Source organism: Pseudomonas muyukensis (genome assembly GCF_019139535.1).
Classification (GTDB): Bacteria; Pseudomonadota; Gammaproteobacteria; order Pseudomonadales; family Pseudomonadaceae; genus Aquipseudomonas; species Aquipseudomonas muyukensis.
Genome location: NZ_CP077073.1, coordinates 902,320 through 928,549, shown reverse-complemented (window position 1 = coordinate 928,549; position 26,230 = coordinate 902,320). Strand labels below are relative to the sequence as shown.

Annotated in this window: 28 protein-coding genes; 6 read left to right on the top strand and 22 right to left on the bottom strand. The window is 64.7% G+C overall.

Annotated features, from left to right (window positions below; genetic code table 11):
• Positions 1-46: 46 nt before the first annotated feature.
• From KSS95_RS04275 to KSS95_RS04260, 4 genes are all read right to left on the bottom strand, one after another.
• Entirely contained in the window at positions 47-946 is a 900-nt protein-coding gene (locus KSS95_RS04275) for an SdiA-regulated domain-containing protein (protein WP_217851949.1), read from the bottom strand.
• 90 nt (positions 947-1,036) lie between these two features.
• Positions 1,037-1,957, bottom strand: coding sequence for an SdiA-regulated domain-containing protein (locus tag KSS95_RS04270; RefSeq protein WP_217851947.1), 921 nt, complete (start codon positions 1,955-1,957; stop codon positions 1,037-1,039).
• A gap of 171 nt (positions 1,958-2,128) precedes the next feature.
• Positions 2,129-2,794, bottom strand: coding sequence for a fumarylacetoacetate hydrolase family protein (locus KSS95_RS04265; protein WP_217851945.1), 666 nt, complete (start codon positions 2,792-2,794; stop codon positions 2,129-2,131).
• 25 nt (positions 2,795-2,819) lie between these two features.
• Positions 2,820-4,217: a D-2-hydroxyglutarate dehydrogenase gene (locus KSS95_RS04260; protein WP_217851943.1), complete on the bottom strand. Its 1,398-nt coding sequence runs from the start codon at positions 4,215-4,217 to the stop codon at positions 2,820-2,822.
• 171 nt (positions 4,218-4,388) lie between these two features.
• Between KSS95_RS04260 and serA the strand changes: the two genes are divergently transcribed.
• Positions 4,389-5,618 (top strand): phosphoglycerate dehydrogenase, encoded by a 1,230-nt coding sequence (gene serA / locus KSS95_RS04255; protein WP_217851941.1) that lies wholly within the window; start codon positions 4,389-4,391, stop codon positions 5,616-5,618.
• Positions 5,619-5,771: 153 nt separating this feature from the next.
• Here serA and KSS95_RS04250 read toward each other — a convergent pair whose 3' ends face one another.
• The gene (locus tag KSS95_RS04250) at positions 5,772-6,248 is read right to left on the bottom strand and encodes a DUF4399 domain-containing protein (protein ID WP_217851939.1); all 477 of its coding nucleotides are present in this window, start codon (positions 6,246-6,248) and stop codon (positions 5,772-5,774) included.
• Between the two features lie 227 nt (positions 6,249-6,475).
• Between KSS95_RS04250 and KSS95_RS04245 the strand changes: the two genes are divergently transcribed.
• Positions 6,476-6,937, top strand: a complete 462-nt coding sequence (locus tag KSS95_RS04245) for a transporter substrate-binding domain-containing protein (RefSeq protein WP_217851937.1) — start codon at positions 6,476-6,478, stop codon at positions 6,935-6,937.
• A gap of 65 nt (positions 6,938-7,002) precedes the next feature.
• Here KSS95_RS04245 and KSS95_RS04240 read toward each other — a convergent pair whose 3' ends face one another.
• A complete protein-coding gene (locus tag KSS95_RS04240; protein ID WP_217851935.1) occupies positions 7,003-7,506 on the bottom strand; it encodes a 2-thiouracil desulfurase family protein in 504 nt (167 codons plus the stop codon).
• Complete coding sequence (locus KSS95_RS04235) at positions 7,493-8,116, bottom strand: 2OG-Fe(II) oxygenase (RefSeq protein ID WP_217851933.1); 624 nt, start codon at positions 8,114-8,116, stop codon at positions 7,493-7,495. Before KSS95_RS04235 ends, KSS95_RS04240 begins: the two co-directional genes overlap by 14 nt.
• 121 nt (positions 8,117-8,237) lie before the next feature.
• Here KSS95_RS04235 and KSS95_RS04230 point away from each other — a divergent pair, with 121 nt between their 5' ends.
• Complete coding sequence (locus KSS95_RS04230) at positions 8,238-8,990, top strand: DUF2059 domain-containing protein (protein WP_217851931.1); 753 nt, start codon at positions 8,238-8,240, stop codon at positions 8,988-8,990.
• On the opposite strand, the gene bipL is transcribed toward KSS95_RS04230, so the two are convergent.
• Positions 8,991-9,917, bottom strand: coding sequence for a phospholipase BipL (gene bipL / locus KSS95_RS04225; RefSeq protein WP_217851929.1), 927 nt, complete (start codon positions 9,915-9,917; stop codon positions 8,991-8,993).
• A 169-nt stretch (positions 9,918-10,086) separates the two neighbouring features.
• Here bipL and KSS95_RS04220 point away from each other — a divergent pair, with 169 nt between their 5' ends.
• A complete protein-coding gene (locus KSS95_RS04220) occupies positions 10,087-10,644 on the top strand; it encodes a DUF6436 domain-containing protein (RefSeq protein WP_217851927.1) in 558 nt (185 codons plus the stop codon).
• On the opposite strand, the gene KSS95_RS04215 is transcribed toward KSS95_RS04220, so the two are convergent.
• Entirely contained in the window at positions 10,623-11,189 is a 567-nt protein-coding gene (locus KSS95_RS04215) for a sugar O-acetyltransferase (protein ID WP_217851925.1), read from the bottom strand. The two genes, KSS95_RS04220 and KSS95_RS04215, sit on opposite strands and share 22 nt — an antisense overlap.
• An 87-nt stretch (positions 11,190-11,276) precedes the next feature.
• Between KSS95_RS04215 and KSS95_RS04210 the strand changes: the two genes are divergently transcribed.
• A complete protein-coding gene (locus KSS95_RS04210) occupies positions 11,277-13,643 on the top strand; it encodes a penicillin acylase family protein (RefSeq protein ID WP_217851923.1) in 2,367 nt (788 codons plus the stop codon).
• Between the two features lie 133 nt (positions 13,644-13,776).
• Here the strand turns inward: KSS95_RS04210 and KSS95_RS04205 are convergent, their stop codons facing one another.
• The 12 genes from KSS95_RS04205 to hslO form a co-directional block, all read right to left on the bottom strand.
• The gene (locus KSS95_RS04205) at positions 13,777-14,649 is read right to left on the bottom strand and encodes a transporter substrate-binding domain-containing protein (protein ID WP_217851921.1); all 873 of its coding nucleotides are present in this window, start codon (positions 14,647-14,649) and stop codon (positions 13,777-13,779) included.
• The gene (locus tag KSS95_RS04200) at positions 14,646-15,419 is read right to left on the bottom strand and encodes an amino acid ABC transporter ATP-binding protein (RefSeq protein ID WP_217851919.1); all 774 of its coding nucleotides are present in this window, start codon (positions 15,417-15,419) and stop codon (positions 14,646-14,648) included. Before KSS95_RS04200 ends, KSS95_RS04205 begins: the two co-directional genes overlap by 4 nt.
• Positions 15,416-16,075 carry an amino acid ABC transporter permease gene (locus tag KSS95_RS04195; RefSeq protein ID WP_217851917.1) on the bottom strand — a complete coding sequence of 220 codons (660 nt, stop codon included), beginning with the start codon at positions 16,073-16,075 and terminating at the stop codon, positions 15,416-15,418. Before KSS95_RS04195 ends, KSS95_RS04200 begins: the two co-directional genes overlap by 4 nt.
• Positions 16,056-16,721, bottom strand: coding sequence for an amino acid ABC transporter permease (locus KSS95_RS04190; RefSeq protein ID WP_217851915.1), 666 nt, complete (start codon positions 16,719-16,721; stop codon positions 16,056-16,058). The genes KSS95_RS04195 and KSS95_RS04190 overlap by 20 nt, the downstream gene beginning before the upstream one ends.
• Positions 16,722-17,172: 451 nt before the next feature.
• The gene (locus tag KSS95_RS04185) at positions 17,173-17,958 is read right to left on the bottom strand and encodes a MetQ/NlpA family ABC transporter substrate-binding protein (RefSeq protein WP_134692912.1); all 786 of its coding nucleotides are present in this window, start codon (positions 17,956-17,958) and stop codon (positions 17,173-17,175) included.
• 211 nt (positions 17,959-18,169) lie between these two features.
• On the bottom strand, positions 18,170-19,117 hold the full coding sequence (locus tag KSS95_RS04180) for a sigma 54-interacting transcriptional regulator (RefSeq protein WP_217851914.1): 948 nt from the start codon (positions 19,115-19,117) through the stop codon (positions 18,170-18,172).
• A 64-nt stretch (positions 19,118-19,181) separates the two neighbouring features.
• Entirely contained in the window at positions 19,182-19,763 is a 582-nt protein-coding gene (locus tag KSS95_RS04175) for an alpha/beta hydrolase (RefSeq protein WP_217851912.1), read from the bottom strand.
• Positions 19,764-20,005: 242 nt separating this feature from the next.
• On the bottom strand, positions 20,006-20,407 hold the full coding sequence (locus KSS95_RS04170) for an ExbD/TolR family protein (RefSeq protein ID WP_217851910.1): 402 nt from the start codon (positions 20,405-20,407) through the stop codon (positions 20,006-20,008).
• Position 20,408: 1 nt separating this feature from the next.
• A complete protein-coding gene (locus KSS95_RS04165; protein ID WP_217851908.1) occupies positions 20,409-21,131 on the bottom strand; it encodes a MotA/TolQ/ExbB proton channel family protein in 723 nt (240 codons plus the stop codon).
• A gap of 30 nt (positions 21,132-21,161) precedes the next feature.
• Entirely contained in the window at positions 21,162-21,950 is a 789-nt protein-coding gene (locus tag KSS95_RS04160) for an energy transducer TonB (RefSeq protein WP_217851906.1), read from the bottom strand.
• A gap of 268 nt (positions 21,951-22,218) precedes the next feature.
• Positions 22,219-23,760: a phosphoenolpyruvate carboxykinase gene (locus KSS95_RS04155; RefSeq protein WP_217851904.1), complete on the bottom strand. Its 1,542-nt coding sequence runs from the start codon at positions 23,758-23,760 to the stop codon at positions 22,219-22,221.
• A gap of 179 nt (positions 23,761-23,939) precedes the next feature.
• Positions 23,940-24,842 (bottom strand): Hsp33 family molecular chaperone HslO, encoded by a 903-nt coding sequence (gene hslO, locus KSS95_RS04150; RefSeq protein WP_217851902.1) that lies wholly within the window; start codon positions 24,840-24,842, stop codon positions 23,940-23,942.
• Positions 24,843-24,951: 109 nt separating this feature from the next.
• Between hslO and KSS95_RS04145 the strand changes: the two genes are divergently transcribed.
• A complete protein-coding gene (locus KSS95_RS04145) occupies positions 24,952-25,752 on the top strand; it encodes a phosphatase PAP2 family protein (protein ID WP_217851900.1) in 801 nt (266 codons plus the stop codon).
• 65 nt (positions 25,753-25,817) lie between these two features.
• Here the strand turns inward: KSS95_RS04145 and KSS95_RS04140 are convergent, their stop codons facing one another.
• Positions 25,818-26,219, bottom strand: a complete 402-nt coding sequence (locus tag KSS95_RS04140; RefSeq protein WP_217851898.1) for an RNA-binding S4 domain-containing protein — start codon at positions 26,217-26,219, stop codon at positions 25,818-25,820.
• Positions 26,220-26,230: the final 11 nt, after the last annotated feature.

The window sequence follows — 26,230 nt, the reverse complement described above, 5'->3', positions numbered from 1 at the left end:
CCCGCTGCCACAGGCAATGTGGGGGCGGGCTTGCGCCGCGATGGCATCAAGGCTGCTTGAACACGTAGAACAGGTTCGGCTCACTGACCAGGTAGATGGTCCCCGCCTCGTCCATCGCGATCCCCTCCGCCTGCGGCACCGTCGCCTGCAAGCCCTGAAAGCCCTTGCGCAGCGACAGGGTGCTCAACGGCCGACCTTTGACATCCAGTTCCAATACCAGCCGCGACTCGTCCGACAGCGCCAGCAGGTGCCCGCTGCGCTCGTCGAACTGCAAGCTGGACAAGTCACGCACGAACAGCCGGCGGTCACGCTTGCGGTCCTGCACCACGTGCACGGCATAGGGTTTGTCGGGATTGTCGTGGGGGAAGCCGTGCACCTCGTAGATCATCATCGGGTCGCGCTCCTTGGCCACGAACAGGCGCTTGCCGGCCGAGTCGTAGGCCAAGCCCTCGAAACCCTTGTTGCCGTTCAGGCCAATGCCCAGGGACAGCTGTTCGGCATCGCTGGCGTCGAGGAACAAGGTGTCATCGTCCAGGCGCACACGTATCAGCCGCTGCTCGCGTTCGTCGGTTATCACATAGCTGTTGGGGCCCACGTACTCCACCGCCTCGGGGTCGCCGAAGCCGGTCAGCGGCACCCGCCGCAGGATACGCCCGTCCAGCGACAGCTCGATCAGTTCCGACTTGGCGTTGGTGACGGTGAACAGGCTCTTGCGGTCAGGGTCGTAGGTCAGCGCCGAGATATCGTCGTCCAGCCCCGCGACGGGCTGCGCCTCGATCAGCACCTGGTAACGGTCCAGGCCCATGCTCTGCTCGGCCGGCTGCCACCAGGTCTTGAGGTTGAACCAGCCGCGCTCGAACAGGCGGAATTCGTGGCCGGCCACGCCCAGCACGAGCAATGGCACGAACACGATGAAGAGCAAAAGCAGGCGAAAGGGACGGCGCATGGTGGCAGACTCGGCTGAAGGAGCACGCATCTAACCACTATCAACTGAAGCAAAGCTTAATGCCATCATCAGCAATGGCTGAGAGTGCTGTCAGGGTTTTCTGAAGCGATAGAACAGATTCGGTTCACTGACGATATACAGCGTGCCTCGCTCGTCCATGGCCACGCCCTCGGCCCGCGGGATGGTGTCCTCCAGGCCATTGAAGCCGCCCAGCAGGGTCATGAAGCTGACTTGCTCGCCCTGCTCGTCCAGCTCCAGCAGCAGGTTGGAGTCGGCCGAAAGCACCAGCAGGTGGCCGGTGCGCGGGTCGACACCCAGGGCCGACAGGTTGCGCAGGTCCAACTCGTCGCTGGGCAGCGGTTGCTTGTCACCCTGCAAGGGGCTGCGACCATCGGTGTTCCAGGTGTACAGCTTCGGCGGACGCTCCTCGCCGATGACCAGACGCTGGCGCAGCACATCCCAGGCAATGGCCTCGAAGCCCTTGTTGCCGTTGGCGGCGTCCCCCAGGTCGTGGCTCGGGTAATCGGCGCGGTTGAGCGAGGTGGTGCCGGCGTCTACCTTGACCACCGTCAGGTCATGGTTACGCTCATCGACGATGGCGATCTGGCCATCCTCGAGCACCGCGACCCCTTCGGGGTTGGCCCAGCCGACCAGGGGCATCTTGCGCAGGACATCGCCTTCGAGGTTCAGCTCGACGAGGAACGGATGCTTGCCCATTACCGAGAACAGCGTGCGGGTTTTCGGGCTGTAGGCCAGATCGGACGCCTCGTCACGCTCCATGCCAGGCAATGGCTTGGCATCGATGTCTGCCACATAGTCTGGCAACCAGATGCTTTCCTGGCGTTCAGCCTGGCTCTCGAAGCCTTCTTTTATCCACAAAAGGCCGCGGTCGTCCCAGTGCATGGCCATCACCACCCCATAGCCGATCAACGCTGCCACAGCCAAGGCAAAGGGCCAGCGCCGATAGAAGCGGCGCTTGGCAGGAATCGGGGCACTGGCGGGAGACGGCATGCAAGGGTCCTGGAAGAAATAGGCGAAGTTTCGCGCATTATCCGGATAAGGTGTGAAAAAACGGTAAACGCACAGGCAAAGCCTGTAGGAGCCAGCCTTGCTGGCGAACCAGGCGACGCTGAGGATGGCACCGGCTACGCCGGCGCCTACCTGGACCTGGGCGGGGCCGGGTCAGAGCACCCGGCCTTCGAAGCGGCTGGCGCCGGGGAGCTCCAGCACCAGCTCATCCCCCACAGTGAACGGCCCCACACCCGCCGGAGTGCCGGTGAGGATCACATCGCCGGCCTGCAGCGAGAACTGCGCCGCCATGTACTGGATCATCGGCACGATGGGGTTGAGCATCAGCGCGCTGTTGCCGTCCTGGCGCACCTGGCCATTGATGGTCAGGCGAATGCCGATGTCGGCCAGGTCCTCGAAGGTACCTGCCGAAACAAAAGGCGGCAGCACGCAGGCGCCGTCGAAGCACTTGGCCAGCTCCCACGGCAGGCCCTTTTCCTTCAGCTTCGCCTGCACGTCGCGCAGGGTCAGGTCGAGCGCCGGGGCAAAACCGGAGATGGCGTCGAGCACCTCTTCCTCGGAAGGATGAGTGGACAGCGGCTTGCCCAGCAGCACGGCGATCTCCGCTTCGTAGTGCACCGCACCGCGCTCGGCAGGGATCTTGAAGCCGCCTTCCAGGGGCACCACGCAACTGCCCGGCTTGATGAACAGCAGCGGTTCGCTGGGGATAGGGTTGTCCAGTTCCTTGGCATGCTCGGCGTAGTTGCGGCCAATGCACACCACCTTGCCCAGCGGGAAGTGAATGCGCGTGCCGTCTACGTACTGGTGCTGGTAACTCATGGCCGACTCCTGTGAACACTGCTTTTTATTCGGGAGCGAAGATCTTACCCGGATTCATGATGCCGTTCGGGTCGAACACTGCCTTGATCGCCTTCATGCAGGCGATTTCCTCCGGCGAGCGGCTGTAGCCCAGGTAGTCGCGCTTGGTCATGCCCACGCCGTGTTCGGCGGAGATCGAGCCGTTGTAGCGCTCGACGATCTCGAACACCCATTTGTTGACCTTGGCGCACGAGGCGAAGAAGTCGTCCTTGCTCATGGCGTCGGGCTTGAGGATGTTCAGGTGCAGGTTGCCGTCGCCGATATGGCCGTACCAGACCACTTCGTAGTCGGGGTAGTGCTCGCCGACGATGGCATCGATCTCGCGCAGGAACGCCGGCACCTTGGACACGGTGACGGAGATGTCGTTCTTGTACGGGGTCCAGTGGGAGATGGTCTCGGACAGGTATTCGCGCAGCTTCCACAAGTTCTTCAGCTGCGTCTCGCTCTGGCTCATCACCCCGTCCAGCACCCAGCCTTGCTCGACGCAGTGCTCGAAGGTGGCCAGCGCCTCGTTGGCCACCTCCTCGGTGCTGGCCTCGAACTCCAGCAGGGCGTAGAACGGGCACTGGGTGGCGAACGGCGCCGGCACGTCGCCGCGGGCCATGATCTTGGCCAGGCCCTTGTCGGAGAAGAACTCGAAGGCAGTCAGGTCGAGCTTGCCCTGGAAGGCATGCAACACCGGCATGATCGCATCGAAGTCGGGCGTGCCCAGTACCATGGCGGTGAGGTTGCGCGGCGCGCGGTCCAGGCGCATGGTCGCCTCGACCACGAAGCCCAGGGTACCCTCGGCGCCGATGAACAGCTGGCGCAGGTCGTAGCCGGTGGCGTTCTTGATCAGATCCTTGTTCAGTTCGAGCAACTCGCCCCGACCAGTGACCACCTTCAACCCGGCCACCCAGTTGCGGGTCATGCCGTAGCGAATCACCTTGATCCCCCCGGCATTGGTGCCGATATTGCCGCCCACCTGGCTGGAGCCGCTGGAGGCGAAGTCCACCGGGTAGTACAGCCCCTGATCCTCGGCGTACTGCTGCAACTGGCGAGTGATCACCCCAGGCTGGCAGACCACGGTGCGGTCGAACGGGCTGAAGGCGAGGATCTGGTTCATGTAGTCGAAGGCCACCACCACTTCGCCGTGGGCGGCCACTGCGGCGCCCGACAGCCCGGTACGCCCGCCGGAAGGCACCAGGGCGACCTTGTGGCGGTTGGCCCAATGGACGATGGCCTGGACCTGCTCGATGGATTTGGGAAAGACGATGGCGCTGGGCGCGGGCGGATAGTGCTTGGTCCAGTCCTTGCCGTAGGTGTCGAGCGAGGCGGGGTCGGTGAGGACCTTGCCAGGGTCGACCAGGGTCATCAGTTCATCAATTACCACGGACTGGGTCATCGCGGGAACTCTCGACTTATTCATAGTCACCCTGAGCACGCTTCACCTGTCGGGATAAGCTCAGATTGAGTCGCGTATGCTAGCATAGCCCTCCCGCTGTTCGTGCTAAGGCCGACGCCGCGCCGCTTCACCCCCCCTCGCCATTTTTCTCCGGGATACAGGTTTACGCAGATGAGCAAGACTTCTCTCGACAAGAGCAAGATCAGGTTCCTTCTTCTTGAAGGCGTCCACCAGAATGCGGTGGATACCCTGAAGGCTGCCGGGTACACCAATATCGAGTACCTCACCGGTTCGCTGCCAGACGCCGAACTGAAGGAAAAGATCGCAGATGCCCACTTCATCGGCATCCGCTCGCGCACCCAGCTGACCGAAGAGGTCTTCGACTGTGCGAAGAAACTGGTCGCGGTCGGCTGCTTCTGCATCGGTACCAACCAGGTCGACCTGGGCGCTGCCCGCGAGCGCGGCATTGCCGTGTTCAACGCGCCGTACTCCAACACCCGCTCGGTGGCCGAGCTGGTGCTGGCCGAAGCGATCCTGCTGCTGCGCGGTATCCCTGAGAAAAACGCCTCCTGCCACCGTGGCGGCTGGATCAAGAGCGCGGCCAACTCGTTCGAGATCCGCGGCAAGAAGCTGGGTATCGTCGGCTACGGCTCGATCGGCACCCAATTGTCGGTCCTGGCCGAGAGCCTGGGCATGCAGGTGTACTTCTACGACCCGCTGACCAAGCTGCCGCTGGGCAACGCGACCCAGGTCCCCAGCCTGAACGAACTGCTGGGCCTGGCCGACATCGTCTCGCTGCACGTGCCCGAGCTGCCATCCACCCAGTGGATGATCGGCGAGAAGGAAATCCGCGCGATGAAGAAGGGCGCGATCCTGATCAACGCCGCCCGTGGCACCGTGGTCGAGCTCGACCACCTGGCCGCCGCGATCAAGGACAAGCACCTGATCGGCGCCGCCATCGACGTGTTCCCGGTCGAGCCGCGCTCCAACGACGAAGAGTTCGAAAGCCCGCTGCGTGGCCTGGACAACGTGATCCTGACCCCGCACATCGGTGGTTCCACCGCCGAGGCCCAGGCCAACATCGGCCTGGAAGTGGCCGAGAAGCTGGTCAAGTACAGCGACAACGGCACCTCGGTTTCGTCGGTCAACTTCCCCGAAGTGGCCCTGCCGGCGCACCCGGGCAAGCACCGTCTGCTGCACATCCACGAAAACATCCCGGGCGTGCTCAGCGAGATCAACAAGGTGTTCGCCGAGAACGGCATCAACATCTCCGGCCAGTTCCTGCAGACCGACGAGAAAGTGGGTTACGTGGTGATCGACGTCGACGCCGAGTACTCGGACCTGGCCCAGGAAAAACTGCAGCACGTGAAGGGCACCATCCGCTCGCGCGTTCTGTTCTGATTTTTCCTGCGGCATGAAAAAGGGAGGCCCTGGTGGCCTCCCTTTTTTGCGCCCTCGGTTTCACCTGTAGGAGCCAGCCTTGCTGGCGAAACAGGCGACGCGGTTGCAGGCGCAAGGCGTCGCCTTGCGTTCGCCAGCAAGGCTCCTACACGCTTACTTCACGTCTACTGTGATCTTCTGCGACTCGACGCTCGGTTTGAACGGCACGTGGTACATGTCGCCCAGCACCAGTTGCAGGGTGTGCTTGCCTGGGGTCAGGGTGATGGTCGCCTCGGTCTGCGCCTTGCCGAAGTGCAGCACCTGCGGGCCGGCCGGCAAGGGTGCGTTGTTCTCCGGCATCAGGCTGGTCGGCAGCGGCATGTCGGCGACCGGCGCCTTGTCCACGTCCACCAGCAGGTGGTGATGCCCGGTGTGCGGGGTCTGGTCGCCAGCGGGCTTCAGGCCCATGCCTTCGATGCCGAACTTGACGGTGAAGGTCTTGTCGACCGTGGCCCCGTCGGCCGGGGAAACGATGAAGACCTTGGCGCCTTCCGGTGGCTGCTGGCTCTTCAGGGCATCCGCGGCACTGGCGAACACCGACACCCCCATCAGCAGACCGGCGACGGCAGCACGCGAAAATAGGCTTTTCATTCACTTCTCCTGTGATTCACTTCAATTGACCGCTGTCACTTAAACGAAGTGCAGCGGTACTTCACCATAGTCCACCTGCACCTCGAGTGGTTCAAAAATCACCGCGCAAATATTTGCGCGGCATGGCAAACATAAGGCTTGGGCCGAGGTCATAGGCTGCGTTCGACCGGCGCACGCACAAAGCACCGGCGGATGAAACCCTCCTGCCAAACAACAAAGGGGCTCTCATGCGCTTGACCACTGGCGTACTGCTGGCAGCACTGTTCACTCCACTGGCCCAGGCCGAACTGATCGATGAAATCAACGACCGGGGGGAGTTGCGCATAGCGGTACAAAGCGACGCCGCGCCCTATGCCTTCAAGCAGGACGAACACCTGACCGGCTTCGATATCGAGCTTGGCCAGGCCTTGGCCCGGGAGCTGGACCTGCGCGCCGAGTTCATCGAAACGCCCGCTGCGCAAGCGCTGGCGGGGGTAGAGAGCGGCAAGGTCGACATCACGGTCGACAAGCCCGATGCACAAAACCAACGCCCACCCGCGTTGAGCGCCAGCCAGCCCTTTGGCGACCAGCACCTGGTGATTCCATTCCAGAAGGACAATCCGGCATTCGAAAGCGCGCTGAACAATGCCTTGCAGCGGCTCAAGGACAATGGGCGCCTGGCCGAGCTGGAACAGAAGTGGTTCCCGTAGGCGCCAGCCTTGCTGGCGAACAGCCCTGAAAACGCTGCGGCGCCGTTCGCCAGCAAGGCTGGCGCCTACAGCTCGGCGTGGCTCAGGGCCTGCGCCGCCTGGTCCAGTTCCAGCTCGCTGAACACCAGCACCCCTTCGCGTCGCAGCAACGCCGTGGTCACCCCTTCCCCCGTCACCTTCACGCCCGTGAAGCTGCCGTCATAGGTCAACCGATTGCCGCACGACGGGCTAGCGGACTTGAGCACCGCCACGCCGATGCCATGCCGGCGCACCAGCGCCAGCGCCAGTTGCGCCCCGGCCATGAACGCCGCGCTGACGTCCTCGCCTGTCACGGTCAGCACCTGGGCCTGCCCGTCCAGCACCTGACCACCCTGCCCGCCCGCAATCTCCGCAGGCGGGCGTGGCGTCGGCAAGCCACCGGCAACCTCCGGGCACAACGGCACCACCCGGCCCTCGGCCTGCCAGCGTTGCAGCAGGTCGGGATGGCCACTGGCCCGGCCGTCGTAGCGCACCGGCTGGCCCAGCAGGCAGGCGCTGACCAGCACCTTCGGTCGCTCAGAACGGGTCATTGCCGCGGCGCCGGAACCAGCCGGTCAACGACAGGCGCTCGCGCCCGGCCGGCAGAACTTCATGGGGCACATCGCCGGAGAGGAACACCACCAGGCTACCGGCGAGCGGTTGCACGTCGTGCTCGACGCCCTCGGCCAGGAACATGCGCAACTGCCCGCCGTCGTCCACCTGCCAGCCCTCGTTGAGGTAGAGCACGGCGGAGACCATGCGCCGGTCATCGTCGCGGAAGCGATCGAGGTGGCGTTTGTAGAACGCCCCCGGCGGGTACAAGGCAAAGTGGCATTCGAAATCCTCCAACCCCAGGAACAACCCCTGGTTGATGGCCTGGCGCAAGCCATCCATCTTGCCCAGGTAACGGTCGCAGACGTCCGATTCCCCAGGGTCGATCCACTGGATCTGGTCGCCGCGAATCGCCTCGCGGATCTCCTGCGCGGCGCCGCGCCCGACCCCGGCGGGGTTGAGCTCACCTTCGGCGTAGCGGCGTCGGCACTCGGCGGCGAGCCCGCGCGACAGCTCGGCGGGCAGGAATAGGGATTGCTGCGACCAGCCACGGGCGGCCAGGTCGTCGACGATGGCCGACAGCAGCGAATGTTCGGAAGGATTGTGCATGGCGCATCATATCCATTCGCCCGTCACTCGCACAGCGCCACTTGGTCAGGAACCGCCATTGGCGTCTCGACAAAGCCCCGCCACGCCACGGACAATAGCCGCCTGCCGACAGGAGTCCTGAATGCGCCGTTTGTTTTCCCTGCTAGTGCTGCTGACCTGCACCATGCCTGTCTGGGCAGACAGCCTCGACCAACTGTACAAGGCCGCCGGCTGGCCCGACCAGCGCGCCCATTTCAACGATGCCGTGAGCGCCGCCCAGCAGCGCTACCGCAACAGCCTGCCGCCTGCCGTCTACCAAGCCCTGGTCAACAACAGCAACCAGCGCTTCCAGGCCCAGGCCATGGATCGTCGCGCCCAGGCGCAACTGCGCGCCAACCTGGGTAACCCGACGCCGGCCCTGGCGTTCTTCCAGTCGCCGCTGGGGCGCAAGGTGGTGGCCGCCGAGCTGCTGGCCACGCGCAAGGACCAGCTGGCGAAGAACGCCAAGGGCCTGCCGAAGATCCAGGCCAGCGACAACCGCCTGCTGATCGTTGGCCACCTGGCCCAGGCCCTGCCCGCGCGCGAAGCCGGTGCCGAAGTCAGCCTGGCCATCGCCGGGGTGGCCGCCGACAGCCTCAGCTCGATGCTGCCTGGCTTGTTTGGCGGCGGCCAGGCCCAGAACCTGCTCGACGGCCAGCGCCAACGGCTGATGAACCAGGTGGGCGAAGACCTGAACAACACCTTGCTGTATGTCTACCGCGACCTCTCCGATGCCGAGCTCGAGCAATTCGCCAGCTTCGCCGAGTCCAGCGACGGCCAGGCCTACTACAAGGCCGCGGTGAGCGCGGTGCGCGCCGCCCTGGCGGTGGGCCAGAACGCCGCCGAGCTGAAGTGATCAGCCCAGCCGCTGGCCGATGAAGTCGAAGTAGCGCTGGCGAATGCCGGGCAGTTCATTGGCCAGGTGATGCCGCGCCTCGGGCAGCATGAGGATCTGCGGCTCGGCGAACTTGGCCTTGAGCACCTGCAGGTTGTAGGGCCAGTCCACCGTGCCGTCCGCCTCGCCCTGCACGATCAGCAGTCGCCGCGGGCTGCGCGGCGCCGCCTCGATACGCCGGATCCACTGCACCAATGCCCCGACCCAGGCAGTCGGCAGGCGCCGTGGCTGCAGCGGGTCGGCTTGGAGAAACGCCAGGAAGGCCGGGTCGTTGGTGTTCTCGCTGAAGCGCCGCTCGATACCATCGACGAAGTGACGCAACAGGCAATAGCTGAGCTTGGACCAGTGCCAGGCGCGCGGGCGAACCAGCGGCGCCAACAAGATCACCTCGCCGTCCGCCGGGCTCTGCTCGCCATGCAGCAACAGATGATCGACCACGATCGCCCCACCGGTACTCTGCCCGCACAGGTGCCAGGGCCGCGGCAGGCCGAGCTGGCGCGCCTGCTCGAACAAGGCATCGAGCACCTGCTGGTAACGCCCGAAATCGTCGATGCTGGCCCGCTCGCCACTGGACAAGCCATGCCCCGGCAGGTCGCAGGCGATCACCGCAAAACCCTGGCGCAGCGCCCAGGCGATCACATGACGGTACAGGCCCATGTGGTCGTAGTAGCCGTGCAACAGGAACAGCGTGGCCTGCGCCTGCTCGGGCAGCCAGGCCTGGCCGACCAGGTCGAAGCCCGCCGCCTGGAAACCGCCCAGCCAGCTGTGCGCGGGCAGGTCCAGGCCGTAGAAGCGCTGGTAGGCCTGGCCCTGGGCGGACAACGGCTGGCGCGCGGTGAGGGGCGACAGGCTGGTGCGCAGCAGGTCGGGGTGAAAACTGGCAGGCATGGGTAGATCCGAAGTGCAGCGAGTATTGATCTGCGATATTCAGCTCTGGGCCGCGCCATGGCAAGCTTGGCGCCTTTTTCAACGAACCACGCGACCTGCTGGGGACGATGGCTGAACAGCGGCCATCGCGGGGCAAGCCCGCTCCCACGCACAGCGCGCCAAGGCACCTATGGCCAAGCGATTGTTCACACTTCTTGCACTGCTGCTCTGCGCTGCCGCCCTGTGGTGGGCCTACGACAGCTTCCAGCGCCGCTACTTGCGCCCATTCGACAACCAGGCGACCTTCTTCGATGGCAGCCAACTGCGCCTGCCAGCCGAGCTGGCTGGCCCCGGCCCGATCCGCGTGATGCATTTCTGGGACCCGGCCTGCCCCTGCAATGTCGGCAACCAGCAGCACCTGGGCGAGCTGGTCGCGCAGTTCGTCCCACGGGGCGTGCGCTTTTACGTGGTGCAAAAACCCGCCAGCCACGGCCAGCTCCCCGCCAACCTCACCGCCCTCAAGCCCCTGGCCAGCCTGCCCGGCAGTGAACGGCTGCCCGCCACGCCCGCCGTGGCGATCTGGGACCCCGCAGGCAACCTCGCCTATTTCGGCCCCTACAGCGAAGGCGCGGTGTGCAACTCGAGCAACAGTTTCATCGAGCCGATCCTCAAGGCACTGGAACAAGGGCGCCGGGTCCAGGCCTCCAACACCCTCGCGCTGGGCTGCTACTGCCCCTGGGCCGGCTGACGCAGCCGCGCCGGGTTGCCCACCGCCACCGCCCCTGCCGGTACATCGCGGGTCACCACGCTGCCGGCGCCGACCACGGCGTTATCGCCAATGCTCACCCCGGGCAGGATGATCGCCCCGCCGCCGATCCACACGTTGTCGCCGATGCTCACCGGCCGCCCGCTCTCCAGGCCACTGCGGCGAAGCTCCGCGTCCATGGGGTGGTCGGCGGTGTAGATCTGCACCGCCGGGCCGATCTGGCAGTCGGCACCGATGCGCACCGGCAGCACATCGAGGATCACGCAGTTGAAGTTCATGAAGCTGTTGGCGCCGATGCTGATGTTGTAGCCGTAGTCGCAATGGAACGGCGGGCGGATCACCGCACCGTCGCCGACCTGGCCGAAATGCTCGAGCAGCAGGCCGTGGCGCGCGTCGTTGAGCAACTCGACGCTGCTGTTGTAGCGGTGCATCCAGTGCTTGTTGGCGATCTGTTCGGCCTGCAGTTCGGGGCAACCGGCATGGTAGAGCTGGCCGGCCAACATCTTCTGTTTTTCGCTGAGGGACATGGAAACTCCTGTCAGGGGACTATGCTCAGTTCGCGATTGCGTCGATGATCGGACCACATTTAACCCTCGAATGCACAAGGAGTCTCGATGAAGCGCAGCCTGACCCTGCTGGCGGTGGTGATCGCCGTGGCCGCCGCTGGCACCGGTTACTGGTACGTGCAGGGCAAGCAGCCGCAACGTGAGGGCGAAGTGGCCGTCGCCGGGCTACAGGCGCCGGTCAGCGTGCGCTACGACGCCCGTGGCGTACCGCACCTGCAAGCGCAGAACCAGGCAGACCTCTATCGCGCCCTGGGCTACGTGCACGCCCAGGACCGATTGTTCCAGATGGAAATCATGCGCCGCCTGGCCCGCGGCGAACTGGCCGAGGTGCTGGGCGCCAAGCTGCTGGCCACCGATACCCTGTTCCGCAGCCTACGCATCCGCGACCAGGCGGCGCTGATGGTGCAGCGACAAGACCCGCAAGCGCCGGCCTGGCAGGCGCTGCTGGCCTACCTGGATGGCATCAACCAGTGGCAGGCCAGCCACCCTAAGCCGATGGAGTTCGACCTGCTCGGCATCGCGCCACGGCCCTTCAGCGCCGAAGACACCCTGAGCATTGCCGGTTACCTGGCCTACAGCTTTGCCGCGGCGTTTCGCACCGAGCCGGCGCTGACCTACATCCGCGACCAGCTCGGCGCCGAGTACCTGAAGATCTTCGACCTCGACTGGCAACCCAACGGTGCCCTGGGCTCGCCCCTGGCCGCCACTGACTGGCGCGGCCTGGAGCGACTGGCGCGGCTCAGCCAGGATGCCCTGGGCGATGCCGGCATCCCGCAGTTCGAGGGCAGCAACGCCTGGGCCGTGGCCGGCAGCCGTACCCACAGTGGCCGGCCGTTGCTGGCCGGCGACCCGCATATCAGCTTCGCCGTGCCGGCGGTGTGGTACGAGGCCGAGCTGTCGGCGCCAGGCTTCAGCCTGTATGGCTATTTCCAGGCCCTCAACCCGTTCGCCCTGCTCGGCCACAACCGCGACTTTGGCTGGAGCCTGACCATGTTCCAGAACGACGACGTCGACCTGATCGCGGAGCGGACCAATCCGCAGGACCCCGAGCAGGTGATGGTCGACGGCAAATGGCAGCCACTGGAAAAGTCCGAGCAGAAAATCGCAGTCAAGGACGCGGAGCCGGCCAGCATCACCTTGCGCCGCTCGCCCCACGGTCCGATCGTCAACAGCGTGCTTGGCGACACCGCTGGCCCGACGCCCATCGCCATGTGGTGGGCCTTCCTGGAAACTGACAACCCGATACTCGAGGGTTTCTACCAGATCAACCGCGCCGACACCCTGGCCAAGATGCGCGAGGCGGCAGCCAAGGTCCAGGCACCGGGGCTGAACCTGGTATGGGCCAATGCCCGCGGCGATATCGGCTGGTGGGCGGCGGCGCGGCTGCCAATCCGCCCGGACGGCGTCAACCCGGCGTTCATTCTCGATGGCGCCAGCGGCCAGGCCGACAAGCCGGGCTTCTACCCGTTCAGCGCCAATCCGCAACAGGAGAACCCGGCCAGTGGCTACATCGTTTCGGCCAATTACCAGCCACCGGGCGCCCTGCCCGTGCCCGGCTACTACAACCTGGCCGACCGGGGGCACCAGCTCGATCGCCTGTTACGCGACCCGGACATCAAGTGGGACACCCAGAACAGCCAGGCCCTGCAGCTGGACACCAGCACCGACTATGGCCCGCGTACGCTGGCACCGCTGCTCGGCACCTTGCGCAACGTCGCCCAGGGCGACGAAGAGAAAGAACTGGTCGAGCAACTGGCGGCCTGGCGCGGCGACTACCCGCTGGACTCCACCAGCGCCACGCTGTTCAACCAGTTCCTCTACGAGCTGGCGTTCGCCGCCCTGCACGACGAACTGGGCGACACCTGGTTCGCGGTGCTTATCAGTACCCGTGCCATCGACGCTGCTTTGCCTCGCCTGGCTGCCGATCCTGAATCGCCCTGGTGGAACCTGAGCGGTAGCAACGAACACACCGATCGCAACGCCATCGTGCGCCTGGCCTGGCAGCGCAGCCTCAAGCACCTGCGCGCGACCTTGGGCAAGGACCCGGCCAGCTGGCAATGGGGCAAGGCCCACACCCTCACCCACAACCATCCGCTGGGCGTGAAAAAGCCGCTGAACCTGTTGTTCAATGTCGGCCCCTACGCCGCGCCGGGGACCCACGAGGTGCCGAACAACCTGTCGGCGAAGATCGGCCCGGCGCCCTGGCCTGTCACCTACGGGCCATCCACCCGCCGCCTGATCGATTTCGCCGACGCCGGCGCGGCACTGACCATCAACCCGGTCGGGCAGAGCGGCGTGCCGTTCGACCGGCACTATGGCGACCAGGCGCAGGACTACATCGACGGGCGCTACCACAAGGCGCGGATGGGGGTGATCCCGGCGCAGAGCACGTTGCGCCTGGTGCCGGACAAATAATGGCCAGCGCGTTGCACAACCCCTGTAGCGATCACCAGCACAGCGGATGCCATGCACCGCAGTGCCCGCATCGCGGCCGCGCCTACAGGGGGCCATCGCTCAATTGCCGGGGGTTGTAGCCCCGGTTACACAATCACCCCTGCCACTTGCCCCCTTCGACGATCACGCTCTCGGGCTTGGTGTCGTCGCTCAGCTCTTTACGCACGTACTGGTCGTACAGCTTGAGCAAATACTGCTCCTCGCCCAGCTTGGCCAGCTCGGCGTTCACCCAGTCACGCAGCTCGGTGTTGCCCTTCTTCACCGCCGGGGCAATCGGCGCTTCATCGCCCAGCAGGTCCGGCAGCACGCGATAGCCCGGATTCTGCTTGGCCCAGCTGAACAGGATCAGGTTGTCCTGGGCGTAGGCGTCGCCACGGCCGTTGGCCAGGGCCGCCAGCGACTCGGTGTTCTTCTCGAACTTGAGCAGCTTCCAGTCCGGATGGGTCTTGCTCAGCCAGATATCGGCAGTGGTGCCGGTGGTGACGATGATGGTCTTGTCGGCCAGCTCGTCGAGCTTGCGCACCGGGCTGCCGTCGGCCACGAGGGCTTGCACCGCCACGCGCAGGTTGGGGTTGGTGAAGTCCACCACCTCCTTGCGCTCCGGGGTGACGGTCATGTTGGCGAGGATCAGGTCGACCTTGTCGCTCTGCAGGAACGGAATGCGGCTGGCCGGCTCGACGGCGACGAACTCGACCTTGTTCTCGTCGCCCAGCAGGTCCTTGGCGAAACGCCGGCCGATGTCGGTGTCGAAACCGACGTAGCGGCCGCTTTCATCGACGAAGCCGAACGGCGGTTTGTCGGTGAACACGCCGACGATCAGCTTGTCGCGGGCCTTGATGGTTTCCAGGTAGCTGCTGGCCGGCGACGCGGCAGCGGGCTTGGCCGGTGCCTCGGATTGGTTGCAGCCGGCCAGCAGGGCCAGGCCGAGCAAGGGCGCGAGCAGTTTGGCGAACGGGGCAGTCTTCATGACAGTTCCTTTTGCGATGACGTGGGCAGGCTTTCGACGAACGAGAATTTCTCCAGGAACTGCTGCGCGCGTGCGGTTCGCGGTCGGGTGAAGAAGTGCTCGGGGTGATTCTGTTCAAGGATCCTGCCGGCCTCCATGAACACGATGCGGTCGGCCACCGCGCGGGCGAAGGCCATTTCGTGGGTGACGATGAGCAGGGTCATGCCGTCGCGGGCCAGGCCCTGGATCACCTGTAGCACCTCCTTGACCATCTCCGGGTCGAGGGCCGCGGTGACCTCGTCGAACAGCATCACCTGGGGGTTCATGCACAGCGCGCGGACAATGGCGATGCGCTGCTGCTGGCCGCCGGAGAGCTGGCGCGGGAAAGCGTCGCGCTTGTCCAGCAAACCCACCCGCGCCAACAGCGCCTCGGCCTGGGCCAGGGCTTCGGCGCGCTCGCGCTTCTGCACCTTGAGCGGACCGAGCAGCAGGTTGTCGAGCACGCTCATGTGGCCGAACAGGTGGTAGCTCTGGAACACCATGCCGACCCGTTGGCGCACCTGGCGCCAGTCGGTATCCGGCCCGAGCAGTTCCTCGCCGGCCAGCCGCAGGCTGCCGCCCTGGGCCGTCTCCAGCCCGTTGAGGCAACGCAGCAGGGTGCTCTTGCCACAGCCGCTGGGGCCGAGGATCACCACCACCTCGCCGGCGTGCACCTGCAGGTCGATGTCGGCGAGCACCTGGTGCTGGCCGAAGAACTTGTTGAAGCCTTGGAACTCGATCAATGGGTTCATGCGTGGGCCCAGCGCCGCTCCAGCACGCGCGAGGCGGCGGACAGCGGATAACAGACAAGGAAGAAGAACAGGAACAGCGCGCCGTAGATCAGCACCGACTCGTAGGTGCGCTCGATGATCTGCTGGCCGGCCTTGATCACCTCGACCACGCCGATCAGCACCGCCAGCGAACTGGTCTTGACGATGCGCGTGTAGAGGTTGATGGTCGGCGGGGTCATGCGCTTGAGCGCCTGGGGCAGCAGCACATAGCCGTACAGCTGCCAGCCGGACAAGCCGATCGACAGCCCGGCCTCGCGCTGGCCGCGGGGCAGCGAGCGCAACGCGCCGCGCACCACCTCGCCGACCTCGCTGGCGCCCCACAGGCCCAGCACCAGCACCGCGCACCAGAAACCGGGAATGCTCAGGCCGAAGAAGATCGGCAGGCCGAAGAACACCAGGTACAACCAGACCAGCACCGGGATCGCCCGGAACAGCTCCAGGTACACCTGCAACAAGGCATTCAGCAGCCGATTGCCGAGGCTCGCCAACACGCCGTAGAGCACGCCGCCGACGGTCGCCAGGACAATGCCCAGCGCCGAGATCGCCAGGGTCTGCCCGGCGCCGGCCGCCAGTTGCGGCAACGACACCTGCAACAGCTCAAAGCCCGAACTGGCCATGTTGCAGCCTCCGTTCCAGGTAGCGCAGCAGCAGCGACAGCGGCAGGAAGATCAGCACGCACAACAGGGTCAGCACGGCGAGCATCTCGTAGGTCTTGTAGTACAGGGCGATGTAGTTCTTGGTGGTGTAGAGGATCTCCGGCACCGCCACCGCCGAGACCACGGTGGTCTCCTTGAGCAGGAACACGAAGTTGGCGAACAGCGCCGGCAGGCTGAGGATGCCAGCCTGGGGCAGGATCACATGGCGCAGCAGCTGGGCTTCGGACAGGCCGATGGCGCGCCCCGACTCCAGCTGCGCCGCTGGCACCGCCTCGACCCCGGCGCGCAGCACCTCGGTGAGGTAGGCGCCGCCCATGAAGGTCATGGTGATGATTGCCGCGCTGAAGCCGGAGACTTTCAGCCCCAGGCTCGGCAGCGCGAAGTAGACGAAGAACAACTGGATCAGCAACGGCGTGTTGCGTGCCAGTTCGACGTAGCCCTTGACCAGGCGCCACAGGTACGGGGTACGCAATACCAGCAAGGTGGCGTTGACCAGCGCCACCAGCAACGAGGTGGCGATGGCGATCAGCCCGACCTGCAAGGTCACCCCCACGGCCTTGAGGAAAGCCGGCAAGGTGCTGAGCATGAAGGCGGTGTCGAAGCTCATGGTTGGCGCCTCGGCACGGGATCAAGAGGGTACGGCATGGGCTGCGTCCAGGGTCGGCACGAGGGTCGCTCGGCGTCGTTCATAAGAGATGGCGTTGTGCCGGTAAGCACGTTGGACAGACTTTACGGGTATAAAAAACTTTTTATAAATACCCATATTGCATATCGATATCCCTGGCGGGGCTAACGATAAAAATCGTTCATCGTGGGGGGATCTTTCAGCAAGATTGCCCCTCAAAGGGGTTCAGATCCTGTCTTGCACGGCCATCACCCCTACAAGGACGATAACGATGAACAGCCCTTGCTCGCCGACCTCCAACGAACAGCTGCTGTGGCTCCTGGCCCTGCGCCGGGCGCTGGCCAACGCGTAGCGAACAGCGCCAACGGCACAAACGAAAACGCCGACGCAATGGCGTCGGCGTTTTCATGCCCGGGCTGGTCGAGGCCGCGTATCAGAACGCCGGCAGTACCGCGCCTTGGTATTTCTTCTCGATGAACGCCTTCACTTCCGGGCTGGTCAGGGCCTTGGCCAGCTTCTGGATGGCGGCGCTGTCCTTGTTGTCCGGACGGGCTACCAGGAAGTTCACGTACGGCGAGTCGCTGCCTTCGATCACCAGGGCGTCCTTGGCCGGGTTCAGGCCGGCTTCCAGGGCGTAGTTGGTGTTGATCATGTCCAGGTCGACCTGGTCCAGCACGCGCGGCAGCATGGCCGATTCAAGCTCCTTGAACTTGAGCTTCTTCGGGTTCTCGGCAATGTCCTTGGGCGTGGCCAAGGCGTTCTTCGGGTCCTTCAGGGTGATCAGCCCAGCCTTTTGCAGCAGCAGCAAGGCGCGGCCGCTGTTGCTGCCTTCGTTGGGGATGGCGACGGTGGCGCCGTCCTTCAGTTCGCTCAGGCTCTTGACCTTCTTCGAGTAGCCACCGAAGGGTTCGACATGCACGCCGACCACGGTCTCCAGGTGGGTGCCCTTGCCTTCGTTGAAGTTCTTCAGGTACGGCAGGGTCTGGAAGTAGTTGGCGTCCAGGCGCTTCTGGTCGACCTGCACGTTGGGCTGGACATAGTCGGTGAAGACCTTGATCTGCAGGTCCACGCCTTCCTTGGCCAGGGTCGGCTTGATCAGTTCGAGAATTTCAGCGTGCGGCACGGGCGTGGCGGCGACCACCAGTTTCTCGGCGGCGTTGGCCAGGCCAGTGAACGACAGGGCGGCGGCCAGGGCGGTGGTCAGCAGGGTCTTTTTCATGGTGATCCTTGTTCTGGAGCTGGGCCATCGCAGATGGCGAGTCGGGTGCCCATCCGTTCGGGTGGGCATGCAGCCGACGATACCGGGATTTTTTATTCCGTAACAATATCTTTTGATTAGCTGTTTATTCCAAATTGGAGAGTTGATGTGCCTGTTAGATCGAGCGCCGCCCGCGCGGCGCTCGATCTCAAGAGCACTGCAAGACGGTCGTCTAGGACGCGCCTTCATCCAGTCGCGCCAGGGCTTCGTTCAGCAGCAGGCGCAGTTCAACGAGGGTCTGCGGCTCGCCGCTGCTGCCCAGTTGCTGCAGTTGGCGGGCCAGGTTGGCCAAGGGCTCGAGGTTCGGCAGGTCGAGGTGCTCGGGGCGGATGTCCTCGCCGTCACTGACCAGCAGGGCAAAGTGGATGACGTTCTCCAGTTCGCGGGTATTGCCCGGCCAGGCATGGGCCTCCAGCGCTTGTTGCGCGGCCTCGCTGATCAGCGCCACGGGGCGGTCCAGGCGCAGGCTGTAGATCCCGACGAAGTACTCGGCAAGAGGCAGGATGTCGCCGATACGTTGGCGCAACGCCGGCAGGGCCAGTTCGCCTTCGTGCAGGTAGTGGTAGAGCCGCTCGTTGAAGCGCCCGGCTTGCACCGCCCTGCCCAGGTCGATGCTGGAGGCGGCCACCAGGCGCACGTCCACCGGCTGCGGGTGCGCGGCACCCACCCGGGTTACCTCGCGGTTTTCCAGCGCAGCCAGCAGCTTGGCCTGGATGGCCAATGGCAGGTCGGCGATTTCATCCAGGTACAGCGTGCCGCCGTTGGCCGAGCCGAACCAGCCGGCCCGGCTGCTGGCGGTGCCGCCCTGGCTGCCGGCGCTGTAGCCGAACAATTCGGCATCGGCATAGGTTGGGCTGATCGCCGCGCAGTTGACCGAGACGAACAGGCCGCCGCGGTCGCTGGCGCGATGGATCTGCCGCGCCAGCAGCTCCTTGCCGGTGCCGGTTTCGCCGCGAATCAGCACCGGCAGCGATTGCGGCGCCAAGCGCTCAAGGGCCTGGCGCAACGCCTGCGAGCGCGGATCGACGAACACCAGGGCCTTGGCCCGGATGCTCAGCGGGCTCTTGTCCTGTTCGGGGAAGGTCAGCAACGGCTGGCCGAAAGGGCTGTGCAAAGTCATGCAATGCTCCCGCCCCGGCCATGGCGTGCCGAGGCTTCAGTGCGTTCGAGGAAAAACCGCCGCCTCAGGCGCGGCGCAAGGCGCGCTGGTCGATACGGGCCTGCAGGCGATAGAGGTAGGCAAAGCCTTGCTCCCAACGCTCATGGCCCGACTTGACGTTGATATGCCCGGCATTGGCCAGCAACCCGGCCTCGGCGCCCCAGGCCCGCGCCAGGTGCAACGCGCGCGGCACGCTCACCGCGGGGTCGTTGTCAGAACTGACCAGCTGGCTGGGGAACGGCAAGGCTTGCAGGGCAATGGGCGCGAAATTGCGCAAGGCCGGCGCGCAGGTCGCTCGCTCGACATCCGCCGGCGCCACCAGCAAGGCTCCGCGCACCCGCCGCAACAGCTGTGGGCTGGCCTGCGCGGCCCAGTGGGCGACCGTCACGCAACCCAGGCTGTGGGCAATCAGGATCACCGGCGAGCGTTCGGCGTCGATGGCCTGCTCCAGCGCCTGCACCCAGTCCGCGCGCTGCGGGGTGAGCCAGTCGCGCTGTTCGACCCGGGCGCTGTTGGGCAGGCTGCGTTGCCAGTGACTCTGCCAATGGTTGTCTGGCGATCCTTGCCAGCCCGGCACAATCAGGTAACGAATCGACTCATTGCGCATGGGGACGCCTCCGGAAGTTTGCGTGCTTGGCTGCAAGTATAGGGAGGGGGTTATATTCGTAAAGGAATAAGAAGATATTTATTTATAACCAAAATTATTTGAAAGCAACTGTCTTGCACAGTGTTAAGCCCTGCGCCTCCCCCCTGTAGGAGAGAGGGGATACCTGATCATTGATAAAAAAAGGGCCATCCCCTGCCAAGGAAAATGGCCCCTAAGCACTTGCCTGAAGAGGGTTGCGCCGGTCAGCGCGCGGTAATCACCGCCAGCTTGCTGATCCCGGCCCGCTCGATGGCCGCCATCGCCCGCGCGACCTCGCCGTAGTTCACGCCATCATCGGCCTGCAACTGCACCCGCAGTTCGGCGTCCTTGTCCTTGGCTGCCTTGAGATGGGTCTCCAGCAGGTCCGGCTGGATTTCGTCCTTGTTGATGAACAGCTTGCCGCTGCCATCGATGCTCACCACCAACGGATCCTTCTGCTCGACCGGGGCCACGGCCTCGGTCTTGGGCAGGTTGATGGGAATGGCGTTGGTCAGCAGCGGCGCGGTGACGATGAACACCACCAGCAACACCAGCATGACGTCCACCAAGGGCGTGACGTTGATTTCACTCAACACTTCGTCGCTGTCCTGGGTCGAGAAGGCCATGTCAGGAGGCCTCCTTCACCGGCTGGGTGAAACCGGCCTGGGCCTTGTGCACCGCCGGGTGCAGCAGCACGCGGAAGGCACTCTTCTGCGCCAGGCCGTAGAAGTCGTGGGCGAAGTCGTCGAGGTCGGCGGCAGTCAGCTTGAGGCGGCGCAGGAAGTAGTTGTAGACCAGCACCGCCGGCACCGCGACGGCGATCCCCACACCGGTGGCGACCAACGCCGCGCCGATCGGCCCGGCCACGGTTTCCAGGCTCGCAGAGCCCGCCGCGCTGATGCCCTTGAGCGCCTCCATGATGCCCCACACCGTGCCGAACAGGCCGATGAACGGCGAGGTACTGCCGATACTGGCGACCACTGCCAGGCCGGTCTCCAGCGAGCGCCGCTCGCGCACGATCTGCTGGCGCAGGGCACGCTCGAGACGGTCCTGGTGATTGATCGCCTGGCTCAGGTCCCCGGGCTGACCCGGTTCGCCCACGGCAATGGCGGCGTAGCCGGCCTGGGCGACCCGCGCCGCCGGCCCGGGCTGATCCTGGCTGATCTGCGCGGCCGCATCGAGGCTGGATGCGGCCCAGAACTGCTGGTGGAAACGCTTGTCCTGGCGCTTGAGGCGCACGAACTGCACGACCTTGACCAGGGCCAGCGCCCAAGTGGCGACGGAGAAACCCACCAGCAGCCAGATGACCGCGCTTTCAACAGACTCGAGAGGGGATGCCAACAGGCTCATGATGTAGTCCTTCCTTTGTGCGATCGCGAATTAACGAAGCTTGAAATCGATAGGTACGCTGACCCAGCCCGCCTGCGCCACCTCGCCCTGCTTGGCCGGCACGAAGCTCCAACGCTTGACCGCGGCCAGCGCGGCCTCGTCCAGGGCCGGGCGACCACTGCTCTGCTGGAGCTGGATCTGCCCCGGCTTGCCGCTGGGCAGCACTTCGACGCGCAGCAGCACGGTGCCCTCCCACCCACGGCGCAGGGCCATCTGCGGGTACTCCGGCGCCGGGTTCTTCAGGTAGGCGGCGTTGGCCGACGGCGGCGTCACCGGGGCCGGCGCAGCAGGCGGCGCTGCAGCCACAGGTGGCGCAGCAGGGGCAGGGGCTGGTTTTGGCTCGGGCTTAGGTTCTGGCTTGGGCTTGGGCTTGGCCACCGGCTTGGGTAGCGGTTTTGGCTTGGGCTTAGGTTTGGCCGCCAGTTCATCGACCACCGGCGGTGGCGGCGGCGGCTCGACCACAGGTGCCGGGGGCGGTGGGGCAACGACCGGCGGTGCCGGCGCGGCGAACTCGATGGTCATGGGGGGGATCTGCGGCGGCACGATCGGCAGCGCTGGGGTCGGCGCCTGGCTGACCCAGTAGGCCGCGGCGCCATGCAGCGCCAGCACCAGCAGGCCCAGCGCCAGTTGGTCGCGGCGCTTCAGGCCACTGACCGGCGCGCGCTGCAGGCGCTGCTGGCCAAGCGGCAGGCGTAGCGTGCGCCCGAGCTCGACCAGGTCACCCGCTGCCGGGTGCCATGGCTGGTCGTAGGCCCTGACGGCCGTCTGGACATTACCCATTGCTCAAACTCCTGGGTCTCGATTCAGGTGTGTGGCTGAATCATCGACGCCAGAGGCTTATGCAATTAAGTAATTTTTTATGTTAACTCTAGAACTTTTACATCTATTTGATTTGGCTGCTTGTGCCAGCCCCCGCCATCAAAGGGCTGCAGCCAAATCGGGGCCTGACCATGCCCTGAGTGCATGAAAAAAATGCCCCAGAGGCATTCACCCGGCAATAAAAAACCCGGGACCAGGCCCGGGTTCTTCATGCAACCGTGTTGCAACCTTACAGTTGCGGACCGGCAGCCTTGATCGCAGCGGATACGTCGAACTTCTTGAAGTTCTCGATGAACAGGCCGGCCAGGCCCTTGGCCGCTTCGTCGTAGGCCGCTTTGTCAGCCCAGGTGTTGCGTGGGTTGAGCAGCTCGGTCTCGACGCCCGGAACGGCCTTCGGCACGTCCAGGTTGATGATGTCCAGGTGCTCGGTCTCGGCACCGACCAGCGCGCCGCTCTGGATAGCCGCGATCACGCCACGGGTGGTCGGGATGCTGAAGCGCTTGCCAACGCCGTAGCCACCGCCGGTCCAGCCGGTGTTGACCAGGTAGACCTTGGAGCCGAACGCCTTGATGCGCTTGATCAGCAGCTCGGCGTAAACGCCGGCCGGGCGCGGGAAGAACGGTGCGCCGAAGCAGGTGGAGAAGGTCGACTTGATGCCGCTGCCCGAACCCATTTCGGTGGAACCGACCAGTGCGGTGTAGCCGGACAGGAAGTGATAGGCCGCCTGCTCGTTGTTCAGGATCGACACTGGCGGCAGTACGCCGGTCAGGTCGCAGGTCAGGAAGATGACCGCGTTCGGCTCGCCGCCCAGGTTCTTCTCGGAGACCTTGGCCACGTGGGTCAGCGGGTAGGCTGCGCGGCTGTTCTGGGTCAGGCTGACATCGGCGTAGTCGGCGTGCTTGGCATCGTCGATGACGACGTTTTCCAGCACTGCGCCATGCTTGATGGCTTTCCAGATGACCGGCTCGTTCTTCTCGGACAGGTCGATGCATTTGGCGTAGCAACCGCCTTCGATGTTGAAGACCACGCCCTCGCCCCAGCCGTGCTCGTCGTCACCGATCAGGTAACGGCTTTCGTCGGCCGACAGGGTGGTCTTGCCGGTGCCGGACAGGCCGAAGAACAGGGTCACATCGCCTGCTTCGCCAATGTTGGCGGCGCAGTGCATCGGCAGCACGTCGGCGGCCGGCAGCAGGAAGTTCTGCACCGAGAACATGGCTTTCTTCATTTCACCGGCATAACGCATGCCAGCGATCAGCACCTTCTTCTGGGCGAAGTTGATGATCACGCAGCCATCGGAGTTGGTGCCGTCGCGCTCGGGTTCGCACACGAAGTTGGCGACGTTGAGCACCTGCCACTCACCGCGGCCAGCCAGGTTGTACTGGGCCGGGTTGATGAACAGGCAACGCCCGAACAGGTTCTGCCAGGCAGTCTGGGTGGTCATCTTGACCGGCAGGTAGTGCTCGGCCGCAGCACCTACGTGAACGTAGGATACGAAGTGATCCTGGGCGTTGTTGAACGCCTCGACGCGGTTCCACAGGGCATCGAACTTGTCGGCCGGGAACTTGCGGTTGATCGGGCCCCAGCCAATCTGGTCCTGGGTGGAAGGTTCTTCGACGATGAAACGGTCAGCCGGCGAACGACCGGTGCGGTGACCGGTTTCCACCACCAGCGCGCCGGTATCGGCCAGCACGCCTTCACCGCGGGACAGCGCTTCTTTTACCAGCTCATCGACGCTCAGGTCGGTGTACACGGTGTTGTTGGCTTGCGTCATGAGATACCCCATCCGGCCCGAGGCCGAGTGCTCCAAACGTTTTGTAGTTGTCTTTAAAAAACTACTACAGCGAAAAAAGTGGCCGGATTATGCCAGAAAAGCCCAAAAAAAGTAGGCCCCTCCTGTCAGAACTGCGCTTTTGCGCAATTCGACAGGAGATAGTCCTGTAGTGAACCGTTTCAGTGCTGAGTTTCTGAGGGCGCCTCGGTGCCACCGCCGGCAAACAATTGCGCGACATCGGTGGCATCGAACAGATAACGCTCGTTGCAGAACTGGCAATCGATCTCGACGGTGCCGCCACATTCGGCCACCAACGCCGTGGCATCGGCCTCGCCGAGGCTGACCAGGGCGTTGCCCGAACGCTCGCGCGAGCAGCTGCACTTGAAGCGTAGCGGCTGGATGTCGAACAGGCGCACGGCGTCTTCGTGGTAGAGGCGGTGCAGCACGGTTTCGTTGTCCAGGCCAAGCAGTTCCTCGGCCTTGACGGTGTTGGCCAGGGCCTTCACGTGGGCCCAGCTTTCCTCGCGCTCTTCGCTGTCCTTCTGGCGGTCGGCCGGCAGTTGCTGTACCAGCAGGCCACGGGCGCGCTGGCCATCGGCAGTCAGGGAAATGCAGGTGTTGATCTGCTGCGACATGACGAAGTAGTTGGTGAAGCACTCCGACAGGTCCTTGCCGTCCAGCTCGACAGTGCCCTGGTAGCGCTGGCCGTTGACCGGAATGATGGTCAGCACCAGGTGGCCGCCCGGCATCAGGTCGGCAAGGCTGGCGTGCGCCTCGATCTGCTCCGCTTCATAGCGCGCCAGGCCACGAATGTCGTGCTCGCTGGTGTACTCGATGGCCAGCAGCGGGACCGGGCCCTGGGACTGCGCCTGGAGGATCAGCAGGCCATCGAACTTCAAGGTGCCGACCAGCAGCGCGGCGGCGGCCATCAGCTCGCCGAGCAGTTGCTGGACCGGCTGCGGATAGGCGTGCTTGGCCAGCACCTCGGCGTAGCTGCGTTCCAGCGCGACCATCTCGCCGCGCACATCGCGCTCGTCGAAGATGAAACGTTGGGTGAAATCGGTATCTGGCAAGTCGCTCATGGTTGTCTGGCTATCTGAAAATGATGACAAAATAATGTCCGGAGACTAAAAAGTCCGTCGCAGAGCGCTCACGAGGCGCTCATTTCACGTTAGGAGATCGAGGTATCTTATGGACAATCGACCACTGTTCCAAGCGAGGTGGTCCTGGGGACCCTTGGCAGCCTGCACGCTGCTGCCCATCGCTCTACTGTGTTTCTGGTTATGGCCCGTTGGCCAGATCCTGTGCCTGACATTCGACGAATGGCTGTTCCATAGCCTCAACGCGCCCTTGGCCGACAATATCGTCTGGCGTTCCATCTGGGCCGTCGGCAGCCTGCGTCCATTCGACATCCTGGTCGGGCTGATCATGCTGTCGCTGCTGATTCGCGGCGACTGGGTCTTCAAGGCCGTGCAGGTGCGCCAGGCATTTTTCGGCTTCCTGGTGACCCTGCTCCTGTTAGTGGTGATTCGCGCGCTGTTTTCCAAGTGGGTCAGCGCAATGGGTTGGCAACACAATAGCCCATCGATGACGTTCGACAATGCCGTGCACCTGAGCGATTTCTACCCGAACATGGAAAAGAAATGGGAGCTCAAGGACCGCTCCAGCCAGAGTTTCCCGGGTGACCACGCCTCGGTGCTGCTGATCTGGGCGTTGTTCATGAGCCTGTTCAGCCGCCGCCTGATGCAGCACCTGGTGATCTGGGCGCTGGCCCTGCTGTTCATGCTGCCGCGCCTGGTGGCCGGCGCCCACTGGGGCCAGGACGACTACATCGGCGGCCTGCTGATGGCGGTGCTGGCATTGGGCTGGAGCTGCCACACCCCCCTGGCGGCCAAGAGCAGTGCGGCGCTGGTGCGCTGGACGGCGCCGCTGTTCCGGTTGTTCGGCAAGTTGCCGCTGATCGGGCGCATGAGCGTCATGCGCCACGCCTGATCGACCGATCGCCGGGCAAGCCCGCGCCCACGGTGTGCCTGCGTGGGCGCGGGCTTGCCCGGCGATTACTCGAAACTGCCATGCAGTTGGTGAATCTGCCGCCGCTGCTTTTTGTTCGGCCGCCCATCGGTGGTCACGCCCATCGCCCCTGCCTTGCGCATTTCGGCTGCCTGCTCGCGCCGCTTCACGCTCTCGGCCGTCTCCTCGTACAACGCCTGCGCCTGCGGCGCGCCACGACGCACCAGCGACAGCGCCTTGACCCGCACCGTGCGCTCGTCAAAACCGGTGCGCACAACGAACTCGTCACCCACCCGCGGTTCCTTGCCCGGCTTGCAGCGCTCGCCGCGACAATGCACCTTGCCGCTTTCGATGGCCGCCTTGGCCAGCGCGCGGGTCTTGTAGAAACGCGCCGCCCACAGCCACTTGTCCAGGCGGACCTTGTCTTCGTCTTCAGGCTTTTGTGCCATGGTTTTTCCTC